The sequence below is a fragment of the Streptomyces globosus genome (assembly GCF_003325375.1).
Lineage (GTDB): Bacteria > Actinomycetota > Actinomycetes > Streptomycetales > Streptomycetaceae > Streptomyces > Streptomyces globosus_A.
In genome coordinates this window covers 3542916-3559416 of record NZ_CP030862.1, presented here as the reverse complement: position 1 = coordinate 3559416, position 16501 = coordinate 3542916, and the positions used below count along the sequence as shown (strand labels likewise).

Below are 16501 nucleotides of genomic sequence, written 5' to 3'. Positions count from 1 at the left end.
CCGCGGGGGCCGCTTCGGGACGGCCGGAGCGGCCCCTGCGGGCCTACCCGTGGCCTACCCGGGCAGGGTGTCGTCGCGGAGGGCGGTGCGGACGCCGGTGACGACCACGGTGACCAGGCAGAGGGCGATGACGGTCTCGGCCCACAGGAACGCGAACCAGTCCAGCACGCAGCCGATCGGCGGGGTGCCGGGGGCGGTGTTGCGGAACGCGGCCAGCGCGAACAGGGTGGCGGCCATCCAGGCGAGCGCCGGCCACACGAGGCCCTTGTTGCGGGTCGTCAGGTACCAGGCGCCGAGGAGCACGGACCCCGCCAGGGCCCACATCACGGCCATCATGAAGACCGCGAAGACCAGCAGGCTGCCGGAGCGGGACAGCGTCAGCACCATCGCGGCCCCCTCCTGTCCGGAGGGCGCCGGGCGCGCGGTCATCGAGAAGAGCGTGTCGTTGTCGGCGACGAGCAGGCGCACCGGCACCTGCTTGCCGCCCAGCTGCGCCCGGAAGGCGATGCCGGTGCGGTAGCTGTCGAACGGGTAGTCGCCGACCGACCCGCCGGTGAGCGCGACCTGCATGTCCTTGCTCTCGATCCGCTCGTGCGCCTCGAACTCCAGGTCGCCGATCGTCGCCCCGGAGGTCTGGAGGCCGAGGTCGTCCGCGGGGGCGGTTCCCTCCGCCTCGCCGAGCGTCCCGCGCGGGGTCACCCAGACGCGCAGCACCAGCTCCCTGGCCACGGCGTCCACGCGCTGGACGACGGCCTCCACGTCCACCCGGTCGGCGCCCGTGGATCCGGCGGCGTACACCGTGTCGCCGGCCTGCCGCTCGCTGAACTGCAGCCACGAGCCGACGCCCACCGCCGCGACGATCAGGAGCGCGAAGGGGAGGAGGACGGGCAGGAGCGACGCGCCGGAGCGGCGCGGGCGGTGCGGGGCCGGCGGTGCTGCCATGGGGTCTCCGACGGGGTGGGAGGGGTGTGCGGGCTCGTCCGGGGCCGGGCGCCGCGGCGCGTCCTCCATCGTGGCGGACGACGCTGCCGATACGGGTCGCGGCGGTTCGGGATGCACCCGAACGTCCCACTGCGGGGCGTCGACGGGGCGGGAGGGCTGCCCGAGCGCGGAGCCGGGTGCACCCCGGGAGGGGCGTGACGTGCGGGCGGCCGCGGGGGTTGTACAGGCATGGCGGTGGTGCGGGGGCCGGGGATGCGCCGGTCGGTGTTTGTGCGGGCGGCGGCCGCGGCGGCCCTCGGGGCCGGCCCGGCCGGGCGTACCGGGGGCCCCGCCGGGCCCGAGGGCTCCGGACGGGACGGATCCGGGGAGATCCGGGTGGAGAAGGTGCGCGATCTCACCGGCCCGGGCATCACGACGCGCTTCCGCATGGAGGCCACGGACCTCGGTATTCCGGTCCGGTTGCCGGACGGCCGGATGCTCTTCGTGTTCGGCGACACCTTCGAGGAGGCCCGCGTGGGCGGCGGCTGGTGGCGCTCCCCCGTCGGCCTGTACTCGGACACCTCGCGCCTCGACGAGGGGATCGCCTGGAGCGGGGCCGTCGGCGGGCAGCACGCCCGGCAGCTGTGGGCGTACGAGCACGACAACCCGCTCTTCACCACCATGCTGCCGTCCGACGCGATCCTGCTGGGGCGCAGCCTGTACCTGCACGTCAGCGTGCACCGCGGGTGGGGGAACGTGCTGTGGACCGAGATCTGGCGGTCGGACGACGCGGGCACGACCTGGCGGCACACCGGGGCCCGCTTCCCGGGCGACGCCCACGGCGGGCTGTTCCAACTGCTGACGTGGGCACTCGCGGACGACGGCCACGTCTACGCATACTCCACGGGGTACGGGCGGAACGGGCCGCTGCTGCTGCACCGAGTGGCGGCGGACGCGCTGGCCGATCCGGCCGCGTACGTGCCGTGGGGCCGCCGGGCGGGCTCCTGGGGCTGGGGCAACCCGCCGACGCCGGTCCTGGACGGGGGTTTCGGGGAGCTGTGCCTGCGGCGGCTCGACGGGCACTGGCTGCTGGTCTGCTTCAACGCGGCGCAGGCCCGCATCGAGGCCCTCGTCGCGGACCGGCCGACCGCTGACCTCGGGGCGGCGTACCGGAGGACTCTGATCCACGGCGCGGCCTGGGGCGAGGAGGGCGGTGCGCGCGTCGCCCAGCCGTACGGCGGGTACGTCGTCCCCGGCTCGCGCCTCGACGACCTGCACCTGGCGGTGAGCCAGTGGCGGACGGGGGCCGGCTGGCCGTACCGGGTGATGCAGTTCCGGGTCCGGGGACTGCGTCCGGGCTGAGGGCCGGCGGCCGGGCAGCGAGCCGGGCAGGTGCGGGTCAGGTCCAGCGCTGCCGGTCCGAGCCGTCGCACGTCCGGGCTGCCAGGGCCGCCGGGCCCGCCTCCAGGCAGGTTCCGGTGGCCAGGTTGCGGAGCTGGACCGTGCCGTCGTCCCGGCTCGTGACCGTCCAGTCCTGGTGGGTGGAGCCGTTGCAGGAGCGGGCGCGGGGGGCCGTTCCGCTGTTGTCCAGGCAGGCTCCCGTCGCCCGGTTGCGGAGCTCGCCCGGTCCGGGGCCGCCGAGGCGCAGCTCCCATTCCTGGTAGTGCAGGCCGTTGCAGGGCCAGCTCCGCAGCCCCTCGACGCTGTCGTCCAGGCAGGTTTCGGCGGCCTTGTTCCGGAACACGCGGGCCGGGTCCGGGGCCGGCGCCGCATTCAGCAGGAGGGTGCCGGCGACGCCCGCGGCCAGACCGGCCAGGAAGCCCGCCGCAGTCCACCTCCGGCGGCCGGACGCGGGCGGCCGCTCAGGGCGCTCCGGGGGCCGGGACGGGGGCTCGGCCGGCGCCTCGTCGGGAGCGGGGCGCGGCTCCGGCGGGCCGGTCCTCCCCTGCACGGCAGGGCCCGGGACCGCCGCCCGTTCCGCGCCCGCGGCGGGTTCCGCTGCGGCGGCCGGGCCGGGCTGCGGGCGGTTCTGCGTGCGGTCGGCGGCTTCCCACAGGGCGCGGAAGTCCGCCGGGTCGGTGTCCATGGCCCGGCAGATGTCCCGTACGACGGTCCAGGGCGGCACCGTCGACCCGCGGAAATAGCGGGAGAGGGAGGAGTCGCTGACCAGGGCCCGCCGTTCCAGGTCGCGGAGCGTCATGCCGGACTGCTGCTGGAGCGCCCGCAGGGCCTCCCCCAGCCGGCGGGCCGGCGCGGTGTGCCGGTCGAGGCCGTCGAGGTGGCTCATGCGTGCCCCGCTTCCCCGTGGATGACCGCCGAATTGCCCGCCCGGGGTGCCCCGCGGCGGCGCGCCTGTCCCGGGACGGGCCCGTCCCGGCAGTTCAGGAGGGTAGGGATCCCGACATGGGCGAAGCAACCGGGACAACGTTGCGGGAGGTGCCCGGACCGCCACAAACTCGGAGCATCCAGTCGGCGGTTCACCCCGTGAGGTGAAGCCCGCGGCACCCGTCCCCCGCGTTTCCTGCGCGGCACCGGTATGCCCGCCGCCGGCCCGTCTCCCATCGAAAGGTCCGTCAACCATGCGCTTCGACATCCGCACGGCCCGTAACCTGTCGGCCGGCGTGGCGCTCACGCTCCTCCCCCTTGCCGCGGTGGAAGGAGCCGCAGGCGCCGCGGAGAAGGACGCCCGGACGGCCGCGGCATCCGCCGCGCGCACCTACCGGGTCCAGATCAGCAACCGGTGCCTGGACGCCGACACGAACACCATCAACAACAACGGGGGGCGGGCCCAGGTGTGGGACTGCAACCACGCCGCCAACCAGCGGTGGATCCTGGAGCCGAACGGGGCGCTGAGGGTGGACTTCAACAACAACAAGTGCCTGGACGCCGACACGAACACGATCAACAACAACGGCGCAACGGTCCAGCTGTGGACGTGCAACGGGCAGCCGCAGCAGCAGTGGTACCGCGGCCCCGACAACACGATCCGCTCGAAGTACAACGGCAAGTGCCTGGACCAGGACACCCGCGAGAACCGCAACGGGGGCAAGGTCCAGCTGTGGACGTGCAACCAGAGCCCGCAGCAGAGCTGGCTCTGACGACCCGGCAGCCGCCCCGTGCCCCGGCCCGGCCCCGGGGCGGGGCACGGGGCGGCGGTGCTGTCAGCCTGGGGTGAGGTGCCACCTGGCCTCGCCCTCGTGCCACTGGCCCGTGGGGGCGAGGCCGGCCGCGGCGGCGACCGCCGCGGATGCCGTGTGGTCGGGGTGGATGTGGGCGACGACGGTGTGCACCCCGTGCCGGTGCAGCCAGGCGACGAGTGCCCGGGCCGCCTCGGTGGCGATCCCGCGCCGCTGCCAGGGCGTGCCCACGACCCAGGCGATCTCCGCCGCTGCTCCTCGCCCGTCGTGTGCCACGGTGGCCTGGACGGTGCCGGTGAGCGCGGCCTCCTCGTCGAGCCGGACCACCCAGTTGCACCACGTCGTGCCCGGGTCGGGCGAGCCGGACACCCAGCGTGCGTAGCGGGCCCGCAACGCGCGGGCGTCCTCGGGCGTGCCTCCGGTGAAGGCGTGCAGGGCGGGGTCGGAGAGGACTGCGGCCATCTCCTCGGCGTGTCCGGTCCGGAGGGGGAGCAGGGTCAGCCGGTCGGTGTGGACGGCTTCGGGTTCTAGGGTGCGCACGCGGCCTCCTGGTCGGAACGTCACGACGAGTATGCCGGGGTGAGGGGGCGGCGGGTCCTGAGGGGGCCGCGGCGGCCGCCCGGCCCGTACGGAGTGCCGGACATGCCCTCGCTCCTCGGCCGTGAGGCGCCCGGCCCGTGGCAGAGTCGGCCATCGCGCCCGTCCCGCCGCATCCGGGGTGGGCCGCGGCGGCGAAGGACGCCGTGCACGGCCCGCACGCCCGGGCCCGGGAGCGAGGAGTGCTGTCATGACGGTCCCCCACTGGCTGTTCGGCGACCAGCTCGGGCCGCACTTCGCGGCCTCCGGAGCCGGCGTTCCGGTCGTGATGGTGGAGGCGCGCTCGGTCTTCCGGCGCCGCCGGTTCCACCGGGCCAAGGCGCACCTGGTGCTGTCCGCGATGCGCCACCGGGCGGCCGAGCTGGGCGACCGGGTGCGGTACGTGCGCGCGGAGACCTACCGGGAGGGCCTGCGCACGGCTGTCGGGGACGGCCCGGTGACGGTGCACCACCCGACGTCGTACGCGGCGCTGCGGCTGGTGCGGTCGCTGCCCTCGGTGACCGTGCTGCCCGCGCGCGGCTTCCTCGTCCCGCACGACGACTTCCGGGCCTGGGCGGGGGGCCACGGCGGTCAGCGGCTGCGGCAGGAGGACTTCTACCGCTGGGTGCGGCGCTCGCACGGCCTGCTGATGGACGGCGACCGCCCGGCCGGCGGCCGGTGGAACCACGACCGCGACAACCGCGAGCCCCCTCCGAAGGGGGCGCGCACCCTGGGCGCCCCGCCGCCCTACCGGCCGCGGGAGGACGGCATCGACGAGGAGGTGCGCCACGACCTCGACCGCTGGGAGCGCGAGGGCTCCGTGTCCTTCGTCGGCCGGGACGGCCCGCGCCGGTTCCCCGCCTCGCGGCGGGAGGCGCTGGCCGCGCTGCGCCGCTTCGTCGGGCACCGGCTCGCCGGTTTCGGGCCCCACGAGGACGCGATGCTGGCCGGGGATCCGGTGATGAGCCACAGCCTGCTGTCGTCCTCGCTCAACCTCGGCCTGCTGGACCCGGCGGAGTGCGTGGAGCGCGCCGAGGACGCCTGGCGGGCGGGGCGTGCTCCGGTGGGCAGTGTGGAGGGGTTCGTCCGCCAGGTCGCCGGATGGCGCGAGTACGTCTGGCAGCTGTACTGGTACTTCGGGGAGGACTACCGCCGCAGCAACGTGCTGCGGCACCGCGAGCCGCTCCCCCGGTGGTTCCTGGAGCTGGACGCGGACGCGGTGCGGGCACGCTGCCTGGGAACGGCGCTCGCCCAGGTGAGGGACACCGGCTGGACGCACCACATTCCCCGGCTGATGGTGCTGGGCGGCTACGCGCTGCAGCGGGGCTGGGATCCGCAGGCGGTCACGGACTGGTTCCACCGCTGCTTCGTCGACGCGTACGACTGGGTGATGGTGCCCAACGTCGTCGGGATGTCGCAGTACGCCGACGGGGGGCGCATGACGACCAAGCCGTACACGTCCGGCGGGGCGTACGTGAACCGGATGAGCGATCTGTGCGGCGGTTGCGCCTACCGGCCCGGCGACCGGGTCGGCGAGCGGGCCTGCCCGTACACGGCGGGCTACTGGGCCTTCCTGCACCGGCACCGGGCCCGTCTGGAGCGCAATCCGCGGATGGCTCAGCCGGTCCGCGGCCTGGACAGGCTGGCGGACCTGGCGGAGCTGCTGCGGGGGGAGGCGCAGCGGGGCGGCGACCCGCCGTGACCTGCGACCGGCCGACGGAGGCGGCCGCAGGGGGTGTTCAGCGCGGGTCCCGGCGGCCCAGGTCGCGCAGGACCTCGCGGGCGGCCCGCGCGCCCGAGGCCAGTGCGCCCTGGACGGAGCCGGTGGCGCGGTGGTCGCCGCACACGTACCGGCCCGGGGCGACCCGGGTGGTGCGGGTGAGCGGTTGCGGCGGCGCCATGGCGGGCAGGGCGTCCTCGACGGTGCGGGCGGCAAGGAGGTCCCAGCCGCCGGTCGCGGCGCCGTACGCCTCGGCGAGCGCCGCCCGGACGCTGCGCTCACGGCCGCCCGCGTCCCGGCCGAGGACGGAGGTGGCGACGAGGGCGTGCCCGGCGGGGGCGTACCGGGGCGCGACGTCGCTGAGGACGCAGGTGTTGAGGAACCGGCGGCGGGTGTCGACGAGGAGCGTCGGCTCGCCGAGGGGGCTGCCGGGGGCGGCGTGGTAGTAGGTGGTCACGACCCGGTAGGCGGGCACGGCGGCTTCGGGGAGCAGGGACGGGAGTGCGCCGGGGCCGGTGGCGACGACGACGGCGCGGGCCGGGACCTCCCGGCCCGCGGCGGTGAGCGCGCCGTCTCCGGTGAGCTCCGCCACGGGGGTCTCCAGGTGCACGGAGCCCGGGGGCAGGGTGGCTGCGAGGGCCTGCGGGACCGCCCCGATGCCCCGGTCGGGCAGGCAGAGGCTGCCGCGGAGCATGCTCCGCCAGACGAGGTGGAACATCCTGGCCGAGGTCTCCAGGCGGTCCTCCAGGAAGACCCCCGACAGGAAGGGGCGGAAGAACCCCTCGACGAGGGCGTCGGAGATTCCGGCGCCGGCGAGCGCGGTGCGGGTGGTGGTGTCCGGGAGGCGTTTGATCCGGTCCGGGGGAAGGAGCGCGTCGCGGGCGCACAGCAGGCCGAGGGCGGCCACGTCGCGGGGGCCGGCGAGGCGGCCCGCGAGCAGGTCGGGCAGCATGCGCGGGCGGCGGGCGGGATTCCCGAAGCGGAGCCGCCCGGAGGGGGTGTGGACGAGGACGCCGGGGGTGAACGGACGCAGTCCGAGCTCCTGCGGCCGGAGCCGGCGGCGGACCTGGGGGTAGGAGGTGTTGAACACCTGGAATCCGCGGTCCACCGTGAACCCTTCGACGCGGTCCGAGCGCATCCTGCCGCCGACGGCGTCGCCCGCCTCCAGCACCCGTACGCCGACTCCGGCCGCCAGCAGGTCCCGGGCGCAGGCCAGCCCGGCGAGGCCCGCCCCCACCACCAGCACGTCCGCCGTGTCCGGGGATGCCGACACGGTGCCACCTCCCTTCGCTGCCGGTGCGGCCCGTACCGGCCGCTCACCATGGATTCGGCCCGTCGGCCCGCCCTGGATGCGCCGGCCTGCCGCCCGGTGGCGGACGGGTGGCCGCCCGGGGGCAGCCCCACCCGGGGCGGGCGGCCGGCAGGGGCGCCGCGGGCACTGCTCCGCCGGAAGGCCGGAAGGGGTCCGGGGGCGTCCCCGGGCCCGGCGGGCGTTCACCGTGCCAGGAGGTCCTGGAGCGGGCCGTCGAGGTCCAGGGTCTCCGTCCCGGCCGGGACGAGGGCGTACGTGTGCTCCAGGAACTCGGCGACCGTCGCCGTGTCCGCGCCGACCACCGCCGTCCGCAGACCGGGCGCCGTGTGGTCGCGGAGCTCCATGAGGACCTCGTCGCCGTCCGCGGTGCCGTGCGGCCGGAAGGCGACGTCGCCTTCGCCGACGCGGCGGTGGAGGCCCTCGGCGAGCATCTGGCGGTCGAAGTGCCAGCGGGCCAGGGCTGTTCCGCGGTCGAAGAACTGCACCTGCACCGTGTACGGGTCGGCGGAGTCGTAGAAGAGGTGGGCCAGGAACGGCACACGGCCGGCGCCGGCCACCGCCATGTAGACGTCGGCCAGGGCGGAGTGGGTGGGCATCGGGGAACCTCCAGAGGGGACACGGGCGCTGCCCGCGTATGCCCGGCGGTGCGGGCTCCACACGGTGCGGCCGGGCGCCGGCGTGAGGCTGCCGGACGGCGCCGGAACGCCCTCGCGCGGGGGATGCCCGCCGGCGAGGTGCGCGAGGCGCGGCGCCTCCCGGCCATCACAGCCTGCCCTGCATGCCGTTGGCGCGCGGCGGGCAGGCGGAGCTCCGCCACGCCCGCGCCGCGTGGCTCTCCCGACTGCTCCTCGGCCTCCGCTGACCTGCGCACGGGGTGTGCGGCGAGCCCGGACGGCCCGCCCCGCAGGGCCGAACGGCCCTGCGGGGACGGGCTCCTCTGCCCGATGCTGGGAGGGAAGGGGCGGCGGCCGTACGGGCCGTGCCCGCCGAACCGGTAGGGAGGCACCCCATGACCCGCGCCATCGCGGTTGGAGTCGACGGATCCGCGGAGAGCCTGGCGGCAGCCGACTGGGCGGCACGCGAGGCCGCACTGCGCGGCGTGCCGCTGCGCATCGTGCACGCCTGGCTGTGGCAGCCGTTGGACGTGCCCGTGGTGCAGGACGAGGAGAGCCAGGCCCGCGCCGCCGACGCGGTGCTGCGGGAGGCCTCGAAGCGGGTCGCCGACCGGTTCCCGGACCTTCCCGTGACGGCCGAGGTGAGGTCGGCGGGCGCGGTCACGGCGCTGCTGGAGGAGGGCGAGCGGGCGCAGATGCTGGTCCTCGGCTCCCGGGGGCACGGTGCGCTCCTCGGGTTCCTGCTCGGCTCGTACGGGCAGGAGGTGATCGCCGAGGCGGCGGTTCCCGTCGTGTCCGTACGGGAACGCGACGCGCAGGCGGGCGGCCCGGCCGAGGGCGGGGAGGTCGTCGTCGGCCAGCAGGGCAGCCCGGAGGACAGCGAGGCGGTGCTCGGCTTCGCGTTCGAGGCCGCCGCCGCGCGCGGTGCGGCGCTGCGGGCCGTACGGGCGTGGACGCTGCCGCCGGTCTTCGCCTACAGCCCGGGGTCGCTGCGCCTGGCGGACGAGGCGGGCGGGCTGGAGCCGTTCGAGCGGAAGGCGCTGGCCGAGGCGCTCGCCCCGTGGCGCGAGCGGTACCCCGACGTGCCGGTGACCGAGCACGTGGAGATCGGCAGCGCGGGGCAGGTGCTGCTGTCGGCGGCCTCCCGGGCGCAGCTGCTGGTGGTGGGCCGCCGGGTGCGCCGCGTCCCCCTGGGCAGCCGTATCGGGTCGGTCGCCCATGCGGCCCTGCACCACGCGGGCTGCCCCGTGGCGGTCGTGCCGCCCGCGTGACAAGCCGCCCGGGCGGGGCCGGCCGCGGGGGCAGGGACCTTCGGCCCACCCCGGGGGACTTGCCGGCCCTGCCGTGCCCCGTGCGGCGCGTGGTGGACTCCACGGGCCGGCGCGTCCGGGCCCACCAGGGGCCCCGGAGGGCGGGGCGGGAGAGGGGTTGCAGACATGGCCACGGCCGAGATCAGCCTGACGGTGGTCGGGGGTGGGCCGGACACGGTGGCGGTCGCCGTGTCCGGGGAACTGGACATACACACCGCCGGCCGCGTCGAGTCGGAACTGGCCGGCCTGGCGGACGGGGCGGAGCGGGAGCTGCTCCTCGACCTGGCAGGGGTGACCTTCTGTGACAGCTCGGGGGCCGAGTCCCTGCTGCGGGTGCACGAGCGCTGTGTGGCGAGCGGACGGCGGCTGAGCCTGCGGCGGGTGCAGCGGCTCCCCGGGCGGGTCATCCGCGCGCTCGGCGTGGACCTGGCCGTGCCCTGCTCCTTCGCCTGAACCCGGGGCCGCCGGGGCTTCGCGGACGCGCCCGGCGCATGCCCCCGGGCGTGCCGAGGCCCTGCGGCGGCCCTGCACGCTCTCGCCGGCAGCGCCTGGTCCACACCCGCCAGGCGCTGCCGGCCGTCGTATGAGGCCGTGGCGGCGGGCTTTCGGCCGACCCTGCAGGGCGGCCTCGACGCGGGACGCGCGGGCGTGGCGGGCGGCGTCGCCGAGGAGTTCGGCGAGGGGCGCCATGCCGTGGCCGGCGGGCTGGGGCGTTGCGTCCGTGTCGGGCACGGCGCCCCTGCCGGGGCGGGGCGGGAACCCGGGGGCGCGCGGACCGTGTGCGGGGATTCCGGGGCCCGGAGCGCCGCCCGGCGGGGGCGGCGGGCGGCGCTCCGGGGCGGGTCAGTGGTCCCAGGTCCAGTCCGCGACCTCGGGCATGTCGGTGCCGTGTGCGCGGATGTAGGCGTGGTGGCGGGTGCGGGCGTCGGCCATGGCCTGCCGGACGCCCGTGGCGCGGGCGGCGAGGCCGGGGACGCGGTCGATGACGTCCATGACGAGGCGGTAGCGGTCGAGGTCGTTGCGCACGACCATGTCGAACGGGGTCGTGGTGGTGCCGACTTCCTTGTAGCCGCGGACGTGCAGGTCCGGGTGGCCGTGGCGGCGGTAGGCGAGCCGGTGCACGAGCCAGGGGTAGCCGTGGTAGGCGAAGACGACAGGCCGGCCGGGGGTGAAGAGGGCGTCGTACTCGAGGTCGGTCATGCCGTGCGGGTGGTCCTCGCGGGGCATGAGGCGGGTCATGTCGACCACGTTCACGACGCGCACCGCGACGTGCGGCAGGTGCCGGCGCAGCAGGTCGGCCGCCGCGAGGACCTCCTGGGTGGGGACGTCGCCGGCGCAGGCGAGGACCACGTCGGGTTCGCGCGTGCCGTCCTCGGTGCCCGCCCACTCCCACACGCCGGCGCCGCGGGCGCAGTGGGCGCGGGCCTCGTCGAGGGAGAGCCAGTCGAAGCAGGGCTGCTTGCCGGCCACGACCACGTTGACCTGGTCGCGGCTGCGCAGGACGTGGTCGGCCACCGACAGGAGGGTGTTGGCGTCCGGGGGCAGGTAGACGCGGACGACCTCGGGGCTCTTGTTCAGGACGTGGTCGACGAAGCCGGGGTCCTGGTGCGAGAAGCCGTTGTGGTCCTGGCGCCACACGTGCGAGGTGAGCAGGTAGTTGAGGGAGGCGACGGGGGCCCGCCAGGGCAGGGCGCGGGAGGTCCGGAGCCATTTGATGTGCTGGTTGACCATGGAGTCGACGATGTGGACGAAGGCCTCGTAGCAGGAGAACAGGCCGTGGCGGCCCGTCAGCAGGTAGCCCTCCAGCCAGCCCTGGCAGGTGTGCTCGGAGAGGATCTCCATGACCCGTCCGTGCCGGTCGAGGTCCTCGTCCGCGGGCAGGACCTGCGCCTGCCAGGCCTTGCCGCTGGCCGCGTACACCGCCTGGAGGCGGTTGGAGGCGGTCTCGTCGGGGCCGACGAGGCGGAAGTCGCGGCGGTCGGCGGTGGCGGCCATCACGGCCTGGAGGAGGTTTCCCAGCACCCTGGTCGGCTCGTGGCGGGTGCCGCCGGGGCGGTCCACGGGGACGGCGAACCGCTCCAGGGGCGGCAGGGGCAGGTCCCGTACCAGGAGGCCGCCGTTGGCGTGCCGGGTGGCGCCGAGCCTGCGCGGGCCCTCCGGTACGCAGGCGAGCACCTGGGGGCGCGGCCTGCCGTCGTCGTCGAAGAGCTCCTCGGGCCGGTAGGAGCGGAGCCAGGACTCCAGTTGGGCGCGGTGGCCGGCGTCCTCGCGGACGGCCGGCAAAGGGACCTGGTGGGCGCGCCAGGTCCCTTCGACGGGCAGGCCGTCGACCTCGGCGGGGCCGGTCCAGCCCTTGGGGGTGCGCAGGACGATGACGGGCCAGCGGGGGCGGCCGTCGGCGGCGCCGCTGCGGGCCTGCTGCTGGATGCCCCGGATGCGGTCGGCGGCCGTGTCCATGGCTGCGGCCATGGCCTGGTGGACCTGGCGGGGGTCGTCGCCGGTGACGTGGAGGGGCTCGTGGCCGTATCCGCGCAGCAGTTCGTCGAGTTCGGTCTCGGGCAGTCGGGCCAGGACGGTCGGGTTGGCGATCTTGTAGCCGTTGAGGTGGAGGATCGGCAGGACCGCTCCGTCGTGGACGGGGTCGAGGAACTTGTTGGAGTGCCAGGAGGCGGCGAGCGGGCCGGTCTCGGCCTCGCCGTCGCCGATCACGCAGGCCACGAGAAGGCCGGGGTTGTCGAAGGCCGCGCCGTAGGCGTGGGAGAGCGCGTAGCCGAGTTCGCCGCCCTCGTGGATGGAGCCCGGGGTCTCGGGCGCGACGTGGCTGGGGACGCCGCCGGGGAAGGAGAACTGGCGGAAGAGCCGGAACATGCCCTCCTCGTCGCGGCTGACGTTCGGATAGGTCTCGCTGTAGCTGCCTTCGAGCCAGGCGTTGGCGAGGACGGCGGGGCCGCCGTGTCCGGGTCCCCAGATGCACAGGGCGTCCAGGTCCCGGTTGCGGATCAGCCGGTTGAGGTGGGTGTGGACGAGGTTCAGGCCGGGCGAGGTGCCCCAGTGGCCGAGCAGCCGCGGTTTGATGTGGGCCGGTTCCAGGGGTTTGCGCAGCAGCGGGTTGTCCATCAGGTAGATCTGGCCGGCCGAAAGGTAGTTGGCCGCGCGCCAGTGGGCGTCGAGGGCGCTGAGCTCGTCGTCGTCGAGCGGGGCGTTCTGCGGGCGCTGGTCGCTGCGCATGCTTCCTCCATCGTCGTGGCTTGCCGGGGCCGGCGGGGCGTTCTGCGGGTTCGGGGCGGGCACGGCCCTTGCGCTGTCGTACCGGACGGGACTCCGTACGGCACGGTGGCACGGGCACGGGGCCGGCGATAAGGGCCGGATGGGCCACCGCGGGCGGGCCGCGGGTCTCGCCGCCGCACGGGGCCTGCGGCGGCTGCCGGGCGGGGCCGGCCTCGCGCGGTACGGCGCCCCGGGGGCTTCGGTCCCGGTGTCGCGGGTGCCCGCTGCGGCCGCGGAGTACCGCCGCCGGCGTGTGCGTCCTGCCCGAGCGCTTGCCGGGGACGCGCGGGCTCCGCGGCTCCTTCCTAGGATGGGAGGTGAACCGGCACATCGTCTGGGGGGCGCACCGACGGGCGGCAGTCATGGGCGAGTACAGGGCCGAGTCCGCGGGACGGTGCGGGCGGTGCGGGGCCGCGGCCCCCGTGGCGTCCCGCTTCTGCCCCCACTGCGGCGGGCCCCTCGGCGGTGGGCACCCGCAGGAGCCCCCCGGCCGCCCCGGGGATGCTCCGGAAGGGCATGTGCGGGGCCTCCAGGTCCGCACCGAGCAGCAGGGGCGGGACTCGTACGAGTCCGTCTGGACGTTCCGGATCGAGCGCGTCGACGCATCGGGGCGCCGCGAGTTCCTCGTACCGGTCGAGATGCGCGGGCACACCTTTGCGGGCGCCTTGAACGAGGGCGACTGGGTGCGGGCCGTCGGCCGGATGCGCGCGGGCACGTTCCGCGCCGACCGGGTGGAGAACCGCACCACCGGCGCCGAGGTCAGGGCCAAGGGCACCCCCAGGGCCGTCCTGATCCTGGCCTGTCTCTTCCTTGCCCTCGTCGTCGCGTTCCTGGCCTGGGGGGCCTACGAGCTCTTCACCATGCCGAGCGGGCCTCCCCCCGGCTGGGACCGGCCGTAGCGGGCGGTGGTCCTCGGCGGGGGCACGGCCCCGGCAGGGTTCCCCGTGGCGGTGGTGTCCTTCCCGGGTTCGATATCCATACCGGTCGGTCCCTCAACGATGCGAGCCGTCGTTTCCCGCCGGAGCGGGGGGCCGCAGGCCGGAAGCTGATCTCCAGGGTGAACGGCCCGGCTCCCTGCCCCCCGGGCCGCGGGCTGCCTGTCGGTCTGCTTCTGCCGGGAGGGCCGAAGGGGGTGGGGATGTCCTCGGTCGGCGCCCCCGGCGGTGCGGGCCCGGCTGGAACGGGCCCCGGTCCGGGGACGGAGGCGAGGCGGGGTTGTCCGTGCTGTGTCCGCGCGGCCCGGCCGTGAGGGGGCCGGTGTCGTGCCGGGTCGTGACTCCTCCTTCCGGGGACCGGTGGTGCGGGGTCGACACCACCGTCACACGCGGCCCCGCCTCACCGCGATCGGGCCCGGCGCCCGTTTCCGTACGGGCGCCCCCGGCGCCGTGGAACCGGTCAGCGACCGCCGGCCAGGAGGAGCGCGGCCGCCGCGGCCGGGGCGGCGGTGGCCGCGGCCAGGGCCCAGGCGACCCGTGCGCGGGCGGGCCGGCGGGGCGTGGCGGCGGAGGCCTGTACGCAGCCCAGGTCGGCCCAGCGGCGGGCCGCCTCCCGCTGCTCGGCGCCGTGCCGGATCCTGCCGTGGATCAGCAGCGCTGCCGAGGCCCCGGCTCCGGTTCCCGCCAGAACGGCGAGGACCGCCCAGGGGGCGGGCGTCAGGAGCAGGGGGACGGCGAGCGCTGCGGTGCCCCAGCCGGTCAGGCAGGCCAGGGCTGCCGCCCGGCGGGATGCGGGGCGGTCGGCGCCTGCGCGCACGTCCGCGAAGGCGGGGACGTACCAGGCGCAGCCGGACGCGCAGAGGACCGCGGCGGCGAGTGCCGGAAGCGGATGGGACATGGGCACCTCCCAGGGGTACGCGGGCCGGCCGGCCCGGCTGCCGCGGGCGGCCGGGCCGGATCCGTGTCAGTGGCGGGTTGCTTCGAGTGCGGCGACCTCCGGGTGGTGGAGGTCGAACGCCGGGGATTCGGAGCGGATGCGGGGCAGGGAGGTGAAGTTGTGCCGCGGCGGCGGGCAGGAGGTCGCCCATTCGAGGGAGCGGCCGTAGCCCCACGGGTCGTCGGTGTCGATCTTCTGGCCGTACTTGGCGGTCTTCCACACGTTGTAGAAGAACGGCAGGAGCGACAGCCCCAGCAGGAACGATCCTGCGGTGGAGAGGGTGTTGAGGGCGGTGAAGCCGTCGGCGGCGAGGTAGTCGGCGTAGCGGCGCGGCATGCCCTCGGCCCCCAGCCAGTGCTGGACCAGGAAGGTCAGGTGGAAGCCGGCGGTGAGCGTCCAGAAGGTGGTCTTCCCGAGGCGTTCGTCGAGCATCCTGCCCGTGAACTTGGGCCACCAGAAGTGGAAGCCGGCGAACATGGCGTACACGACGGTGCCGAAGACGGTGTAGTGGAAGTGCGCGACGACGAAGTACGAGTCGGAGAGGTGGAAGTCCATCGGGGGCGAGGCCAGGATGACGCCGGTCAGCCCGCCGAAGACGAAGGTGATCAGGAACCCGACCGTCCACAGCATCGGCGTCTCGAAGGACAGCGAGCCCTTCCACATGGTGCCGATCCAGTTGAAGAACTTGACCCCGGTGGGCACCGCGATCAGGAAGGTCATGAAGGAGAAGAACGGGAGCAGCACGCCGCCGGTGACGTACATGTGGTGCGCCCAGACGGTCACGGACAGCCCGGCGATGGCGATCGTCGCGGCGATCAGGCCGATGTAGCCGAACATCGGCTTCCGCGAGAAGACCGGGATGACCTCGCTGACGATTCCGAAGAACGGCAGGGCCAGGATGTAGACCTCGGGGTGGCCGAAGAACCAGAACAGGTGCTGCCACAGCAGGGCACCGCCGTTGGCGGCGTCGAAGACGTGGCTGCCGAACTTGCGGTCGCATTCGAGGGCGAACAGGGCGGCGGCGAGCACCGGGAACACCATCAGCACCAGGAGCGCCGTGAGCAGCACGTTCCAGGTGAAGATCGGCATCCGGAACATCGTCATGCCCGGGGCGCGCATGCACAGGATCGTGGTGATGAAGTTGACGGCGCCGGCGATGGAGCCGAAGCCGGACAGGGCCACACCCATGATCCACATGTCGGCGCCGAGGCCCGGCGAGTGCACCGCGTCCGACAGGGGCGCGTAGAGGAACCAGCCGAAGTCGGCGGCGCCGCCCGGGGTGAGGAAGCCGAAGGCGGCGATGAGCGAGCCGAAGAGGAAGAGCCAGAAGGAGAGCATGTTCAGCCGGGGGAACGCCACGTCCGGGGCGCCGATCTGCAGCGGCATGATCCAGTTGGCGAAGCCGGTGAACAGGGGCATCGCGAACATCAGCAGCATGACCGAGCCGTGCATGGTGAACGCCTGGTTGAACTGCTCGTTCGACATGATCTGCGTACCCGGCCGGGCCAGTTCGGCCCGCATCATCAGGGCCATGACGCCGCCGACGATGAAGAACGCGAAGGCACTCACCAGGTACATGGTGCCGATCCGCTTGTGGTCGGTGGTCGTCAGCCAGTCGACCCAGTCGGCGCGGCGTGTCGTTCCGCCACCGCCCGGGCGGCCCGGGCCCGGGCCGCCCGGCCCGCTCTCCGGGCCCGTCCGCGGGTCCGGCGCCTGCCGCTCCGGCTGCGGCTTCGTACTCGCCGTGTGATTCGTCCCTGTCACGTCCACCG

The 16501-nt window shown here is 75.2% G+C and carries 14 protein-coding genes; 6 read left to right on the top strand and 8 right to left on the bottom strand.

Annotated elements, in window-relative coordinates; translation table 11 throughout:
• Positions 1 to 54: 54 nt before the first annotated feature.
• Positions 55 to 942: a DUF4436 family protein gene (locus tag C0216_RS15490; RefSeq protein ID WP_114055862.1), complete on the bottom strand. Its 888-nt coding sequence runs from the start codon at positions 940 to 942 to the stop codon at positions 55 to 57.
• 375 nt (positions 943 to 1317) lie between these two features.
• On the opposite strand from C0216_RS15490, the gene C0216_RS15485 reads away from it, so the two are divergent.
• Complete coding sequence (locus C0216_RS15485; RefSeq protein ID WP_246042556.1) at positions 1318 to 2283, top strand: DUF4185 domain-containing protein; 966 nt, start codon at positions 1318 to 1320, stop codon at positions 2281 to 2283.
• Between the two features lie 37 nt (positions 2284 to 2320).
• Here the strand turns inward: C0216_RS15485 and C0216_RS15480 are convergent, their stop codons facing one another.
• A complete protein-coding gene (locus tag C0216_RS15480) occupies positions 2321 to 3208 on the bottom strand; it encodes an RICIN domain-containing protein (RefSeq protein ID WP_114055860.1) in 888 nt (295 codons plus the stop codon).
• A 292-nt stretch (positions 3209 to 3500) separates the two neighbouring features.
• Between C0216_RS15480 and C0216_RS15475 the strand changes: the two genes are divergently transcribed.
• Positions 3501 to 4019 carry a ricin-type beta-trefoil lectin domain protein gene (locus C0216_RS15475; RefSeq protein WP_114055859.1) on the top strand — a complete coding sequence of 173 codons (519 nt, stop codon included), beginning with the start codon at positions 3501 to 3503 and terminating at the stop codon, positions 4017 to 4019.
• A 63-nt stretch (positions 4020 to 4082) separates the two neighbouring features.
• On the opposite strand, the gene C0216_RS15470 is transcribed toward C0216_RS15475, so the two are convergent.
• A complete protein-coding gene (locus tag C0216_RS15470; protein WP_216827086.1) occupies positions 4083 to 4598 on the bottom strand; it encodes a GNAT family N-acetyltransferase in 516 nt (171 codons plus the stop codon).
• A 247-nt stretch (positions 4599 to 4845) separates the two neighbouring features.
• Here C0216_RS15470 and C0216_RS15465 point away from each other — a divergent pair, with 247 nt between their 5' ends.
• Positions 4846 to 6336, top strand: coding sequence for a cryptochrome/photolyase family protein (locus tag C0216_RS15465; RefSeq protein ID WP_114055857.1), 1491 nt, complete (start codon positions 4846 to 4848; stop codon positions 6334 to 6336).
• A gap of 37 nt (positions 6337 to 6373) precedes the next feature.
• On the opposite strand, the gene C0216_RS15460 is transcribed toward C0216_RS15465, so the two are convergent.
• Both C0216_RS15460 and C0216_RS15455 read right to left on the bottom strand, forming a co-directional pair.
• The gene (locus C0216_RS15460) at positions 6374 to 7627 is read right to left on the bottom strand and encodes an NAD(P)/FAD-dependent oxidoreductase (RefSeq protein ID WP_114055856.1); all 1254 of its coding nucleotides are present in this window, start codon (positions 7625 to 7627) and stop codon (positions 6374 to 6376) included.
• 221 nt (positions 7628 to 7848) lie between these two features.
• Positions 7849 to 8262, bottom strand: coding sequence for an SsgA family sporulation/cell division regulator (locus C0216_RS15455; protein WP_114055855.1), 414 nt, complete (start codon positions 8260 to 8262; stop codon positions 7849 to 7851).
• Positions 8263 to 8675: 413 nt separating this feature from the next.
• Between C0216_RS15455 and C0216_RS15450 the strand changes: the two genes are divergently transcribed.
• Together C0216_RS15450 and C0216_RS15445 are read left to right on the top strand one after the other, a co-directional pair.
• Positions 8676 to 9551 (top strand): universal stress protein, encoded by an 876-nt coding sequence (locus C0216_RS15450; protein WP_114055854.1) that lies wholly within the window; start codon positions 8676 to 8678, stop codon positions 9549 to 9551.
• Between the two features lie 165 nt (positions 9552 to 9716).
• Positions 9717 to 10043 (top strand): STAS domain-containing protein, encoded by a 327-nt coding sequence (locus tag C0216_RS15445; protein ID WP_114055853.1) that lies wholly within the window; start codon positions 9717 to 9719, stop codon positions 10041 to 10043.
• A gap of 390 nt (positions 10044 to 10433) precedes the next feature.
• Here the strand turns inward: C0216_RS15445 and C0216_RS15440 are convergent, their stop codons facing one another.
• The gene (locus C0216_RS15440; protein WP_114055852.1) at positions 10434 to 12818 is read right to left on the bottom strand and encodes a phosphoketolase family protein; all 2385 of its coding nucleotides are present in this window, start codon (positions 12816 to 12818) and stop codon (positions 10434 to 10436) included.
• A gap of 557 nt (positions 12819 to 13375) precedes the next feature.
• Here C0216_RS15440 and C0216_RS15435 point away from each other — a divergent pair.
• Positions 13376 to 13756, top strand: a complete 381-nt coding sequence (locus C0216_RS15435) for a hypothetical protein (protein WP_114055851.1) — start codon at positions 13376 to 13378, stop codon at positions 13754 to 13756.
• A gap of 496 nt (positions 13757 to 14252) precedes the next feature.
• Here the strand turns inward: C0216_RS15435 and C0216_RS34390 are convergent, their stop codons facing one another.
• Both C0216_RS34390 and ctaD read right to left on the bottom strand, forming a co-directional pair.
• Complete coding sequence (locus C0216_RS34390) at positions 14253 to 14690, bottom strand: hypothetical protein (protein WP_246042555.1); 438 nt, start codon at positions 14688 to 14690, stop codon at positions 14253 to 14255.
• A gap of 66 nt (positions 14691 to 14756) precedes the next feature.
• The gene (ctaD, locus tag C0216_RS15425; protein WP_246042554.1) at positions 14757 to 16493 is read right to left on the bottom strand and encodes an aa3-type cytochrome oxidase subunit I; all 1737 of its coding nucleotides are present in this window, start codon (positions 16491 to 16493) and stop codon (positions 14757 to 14759) included.
• Positions 16494 to 16501 lie beyond the last annotated feature (8 nt).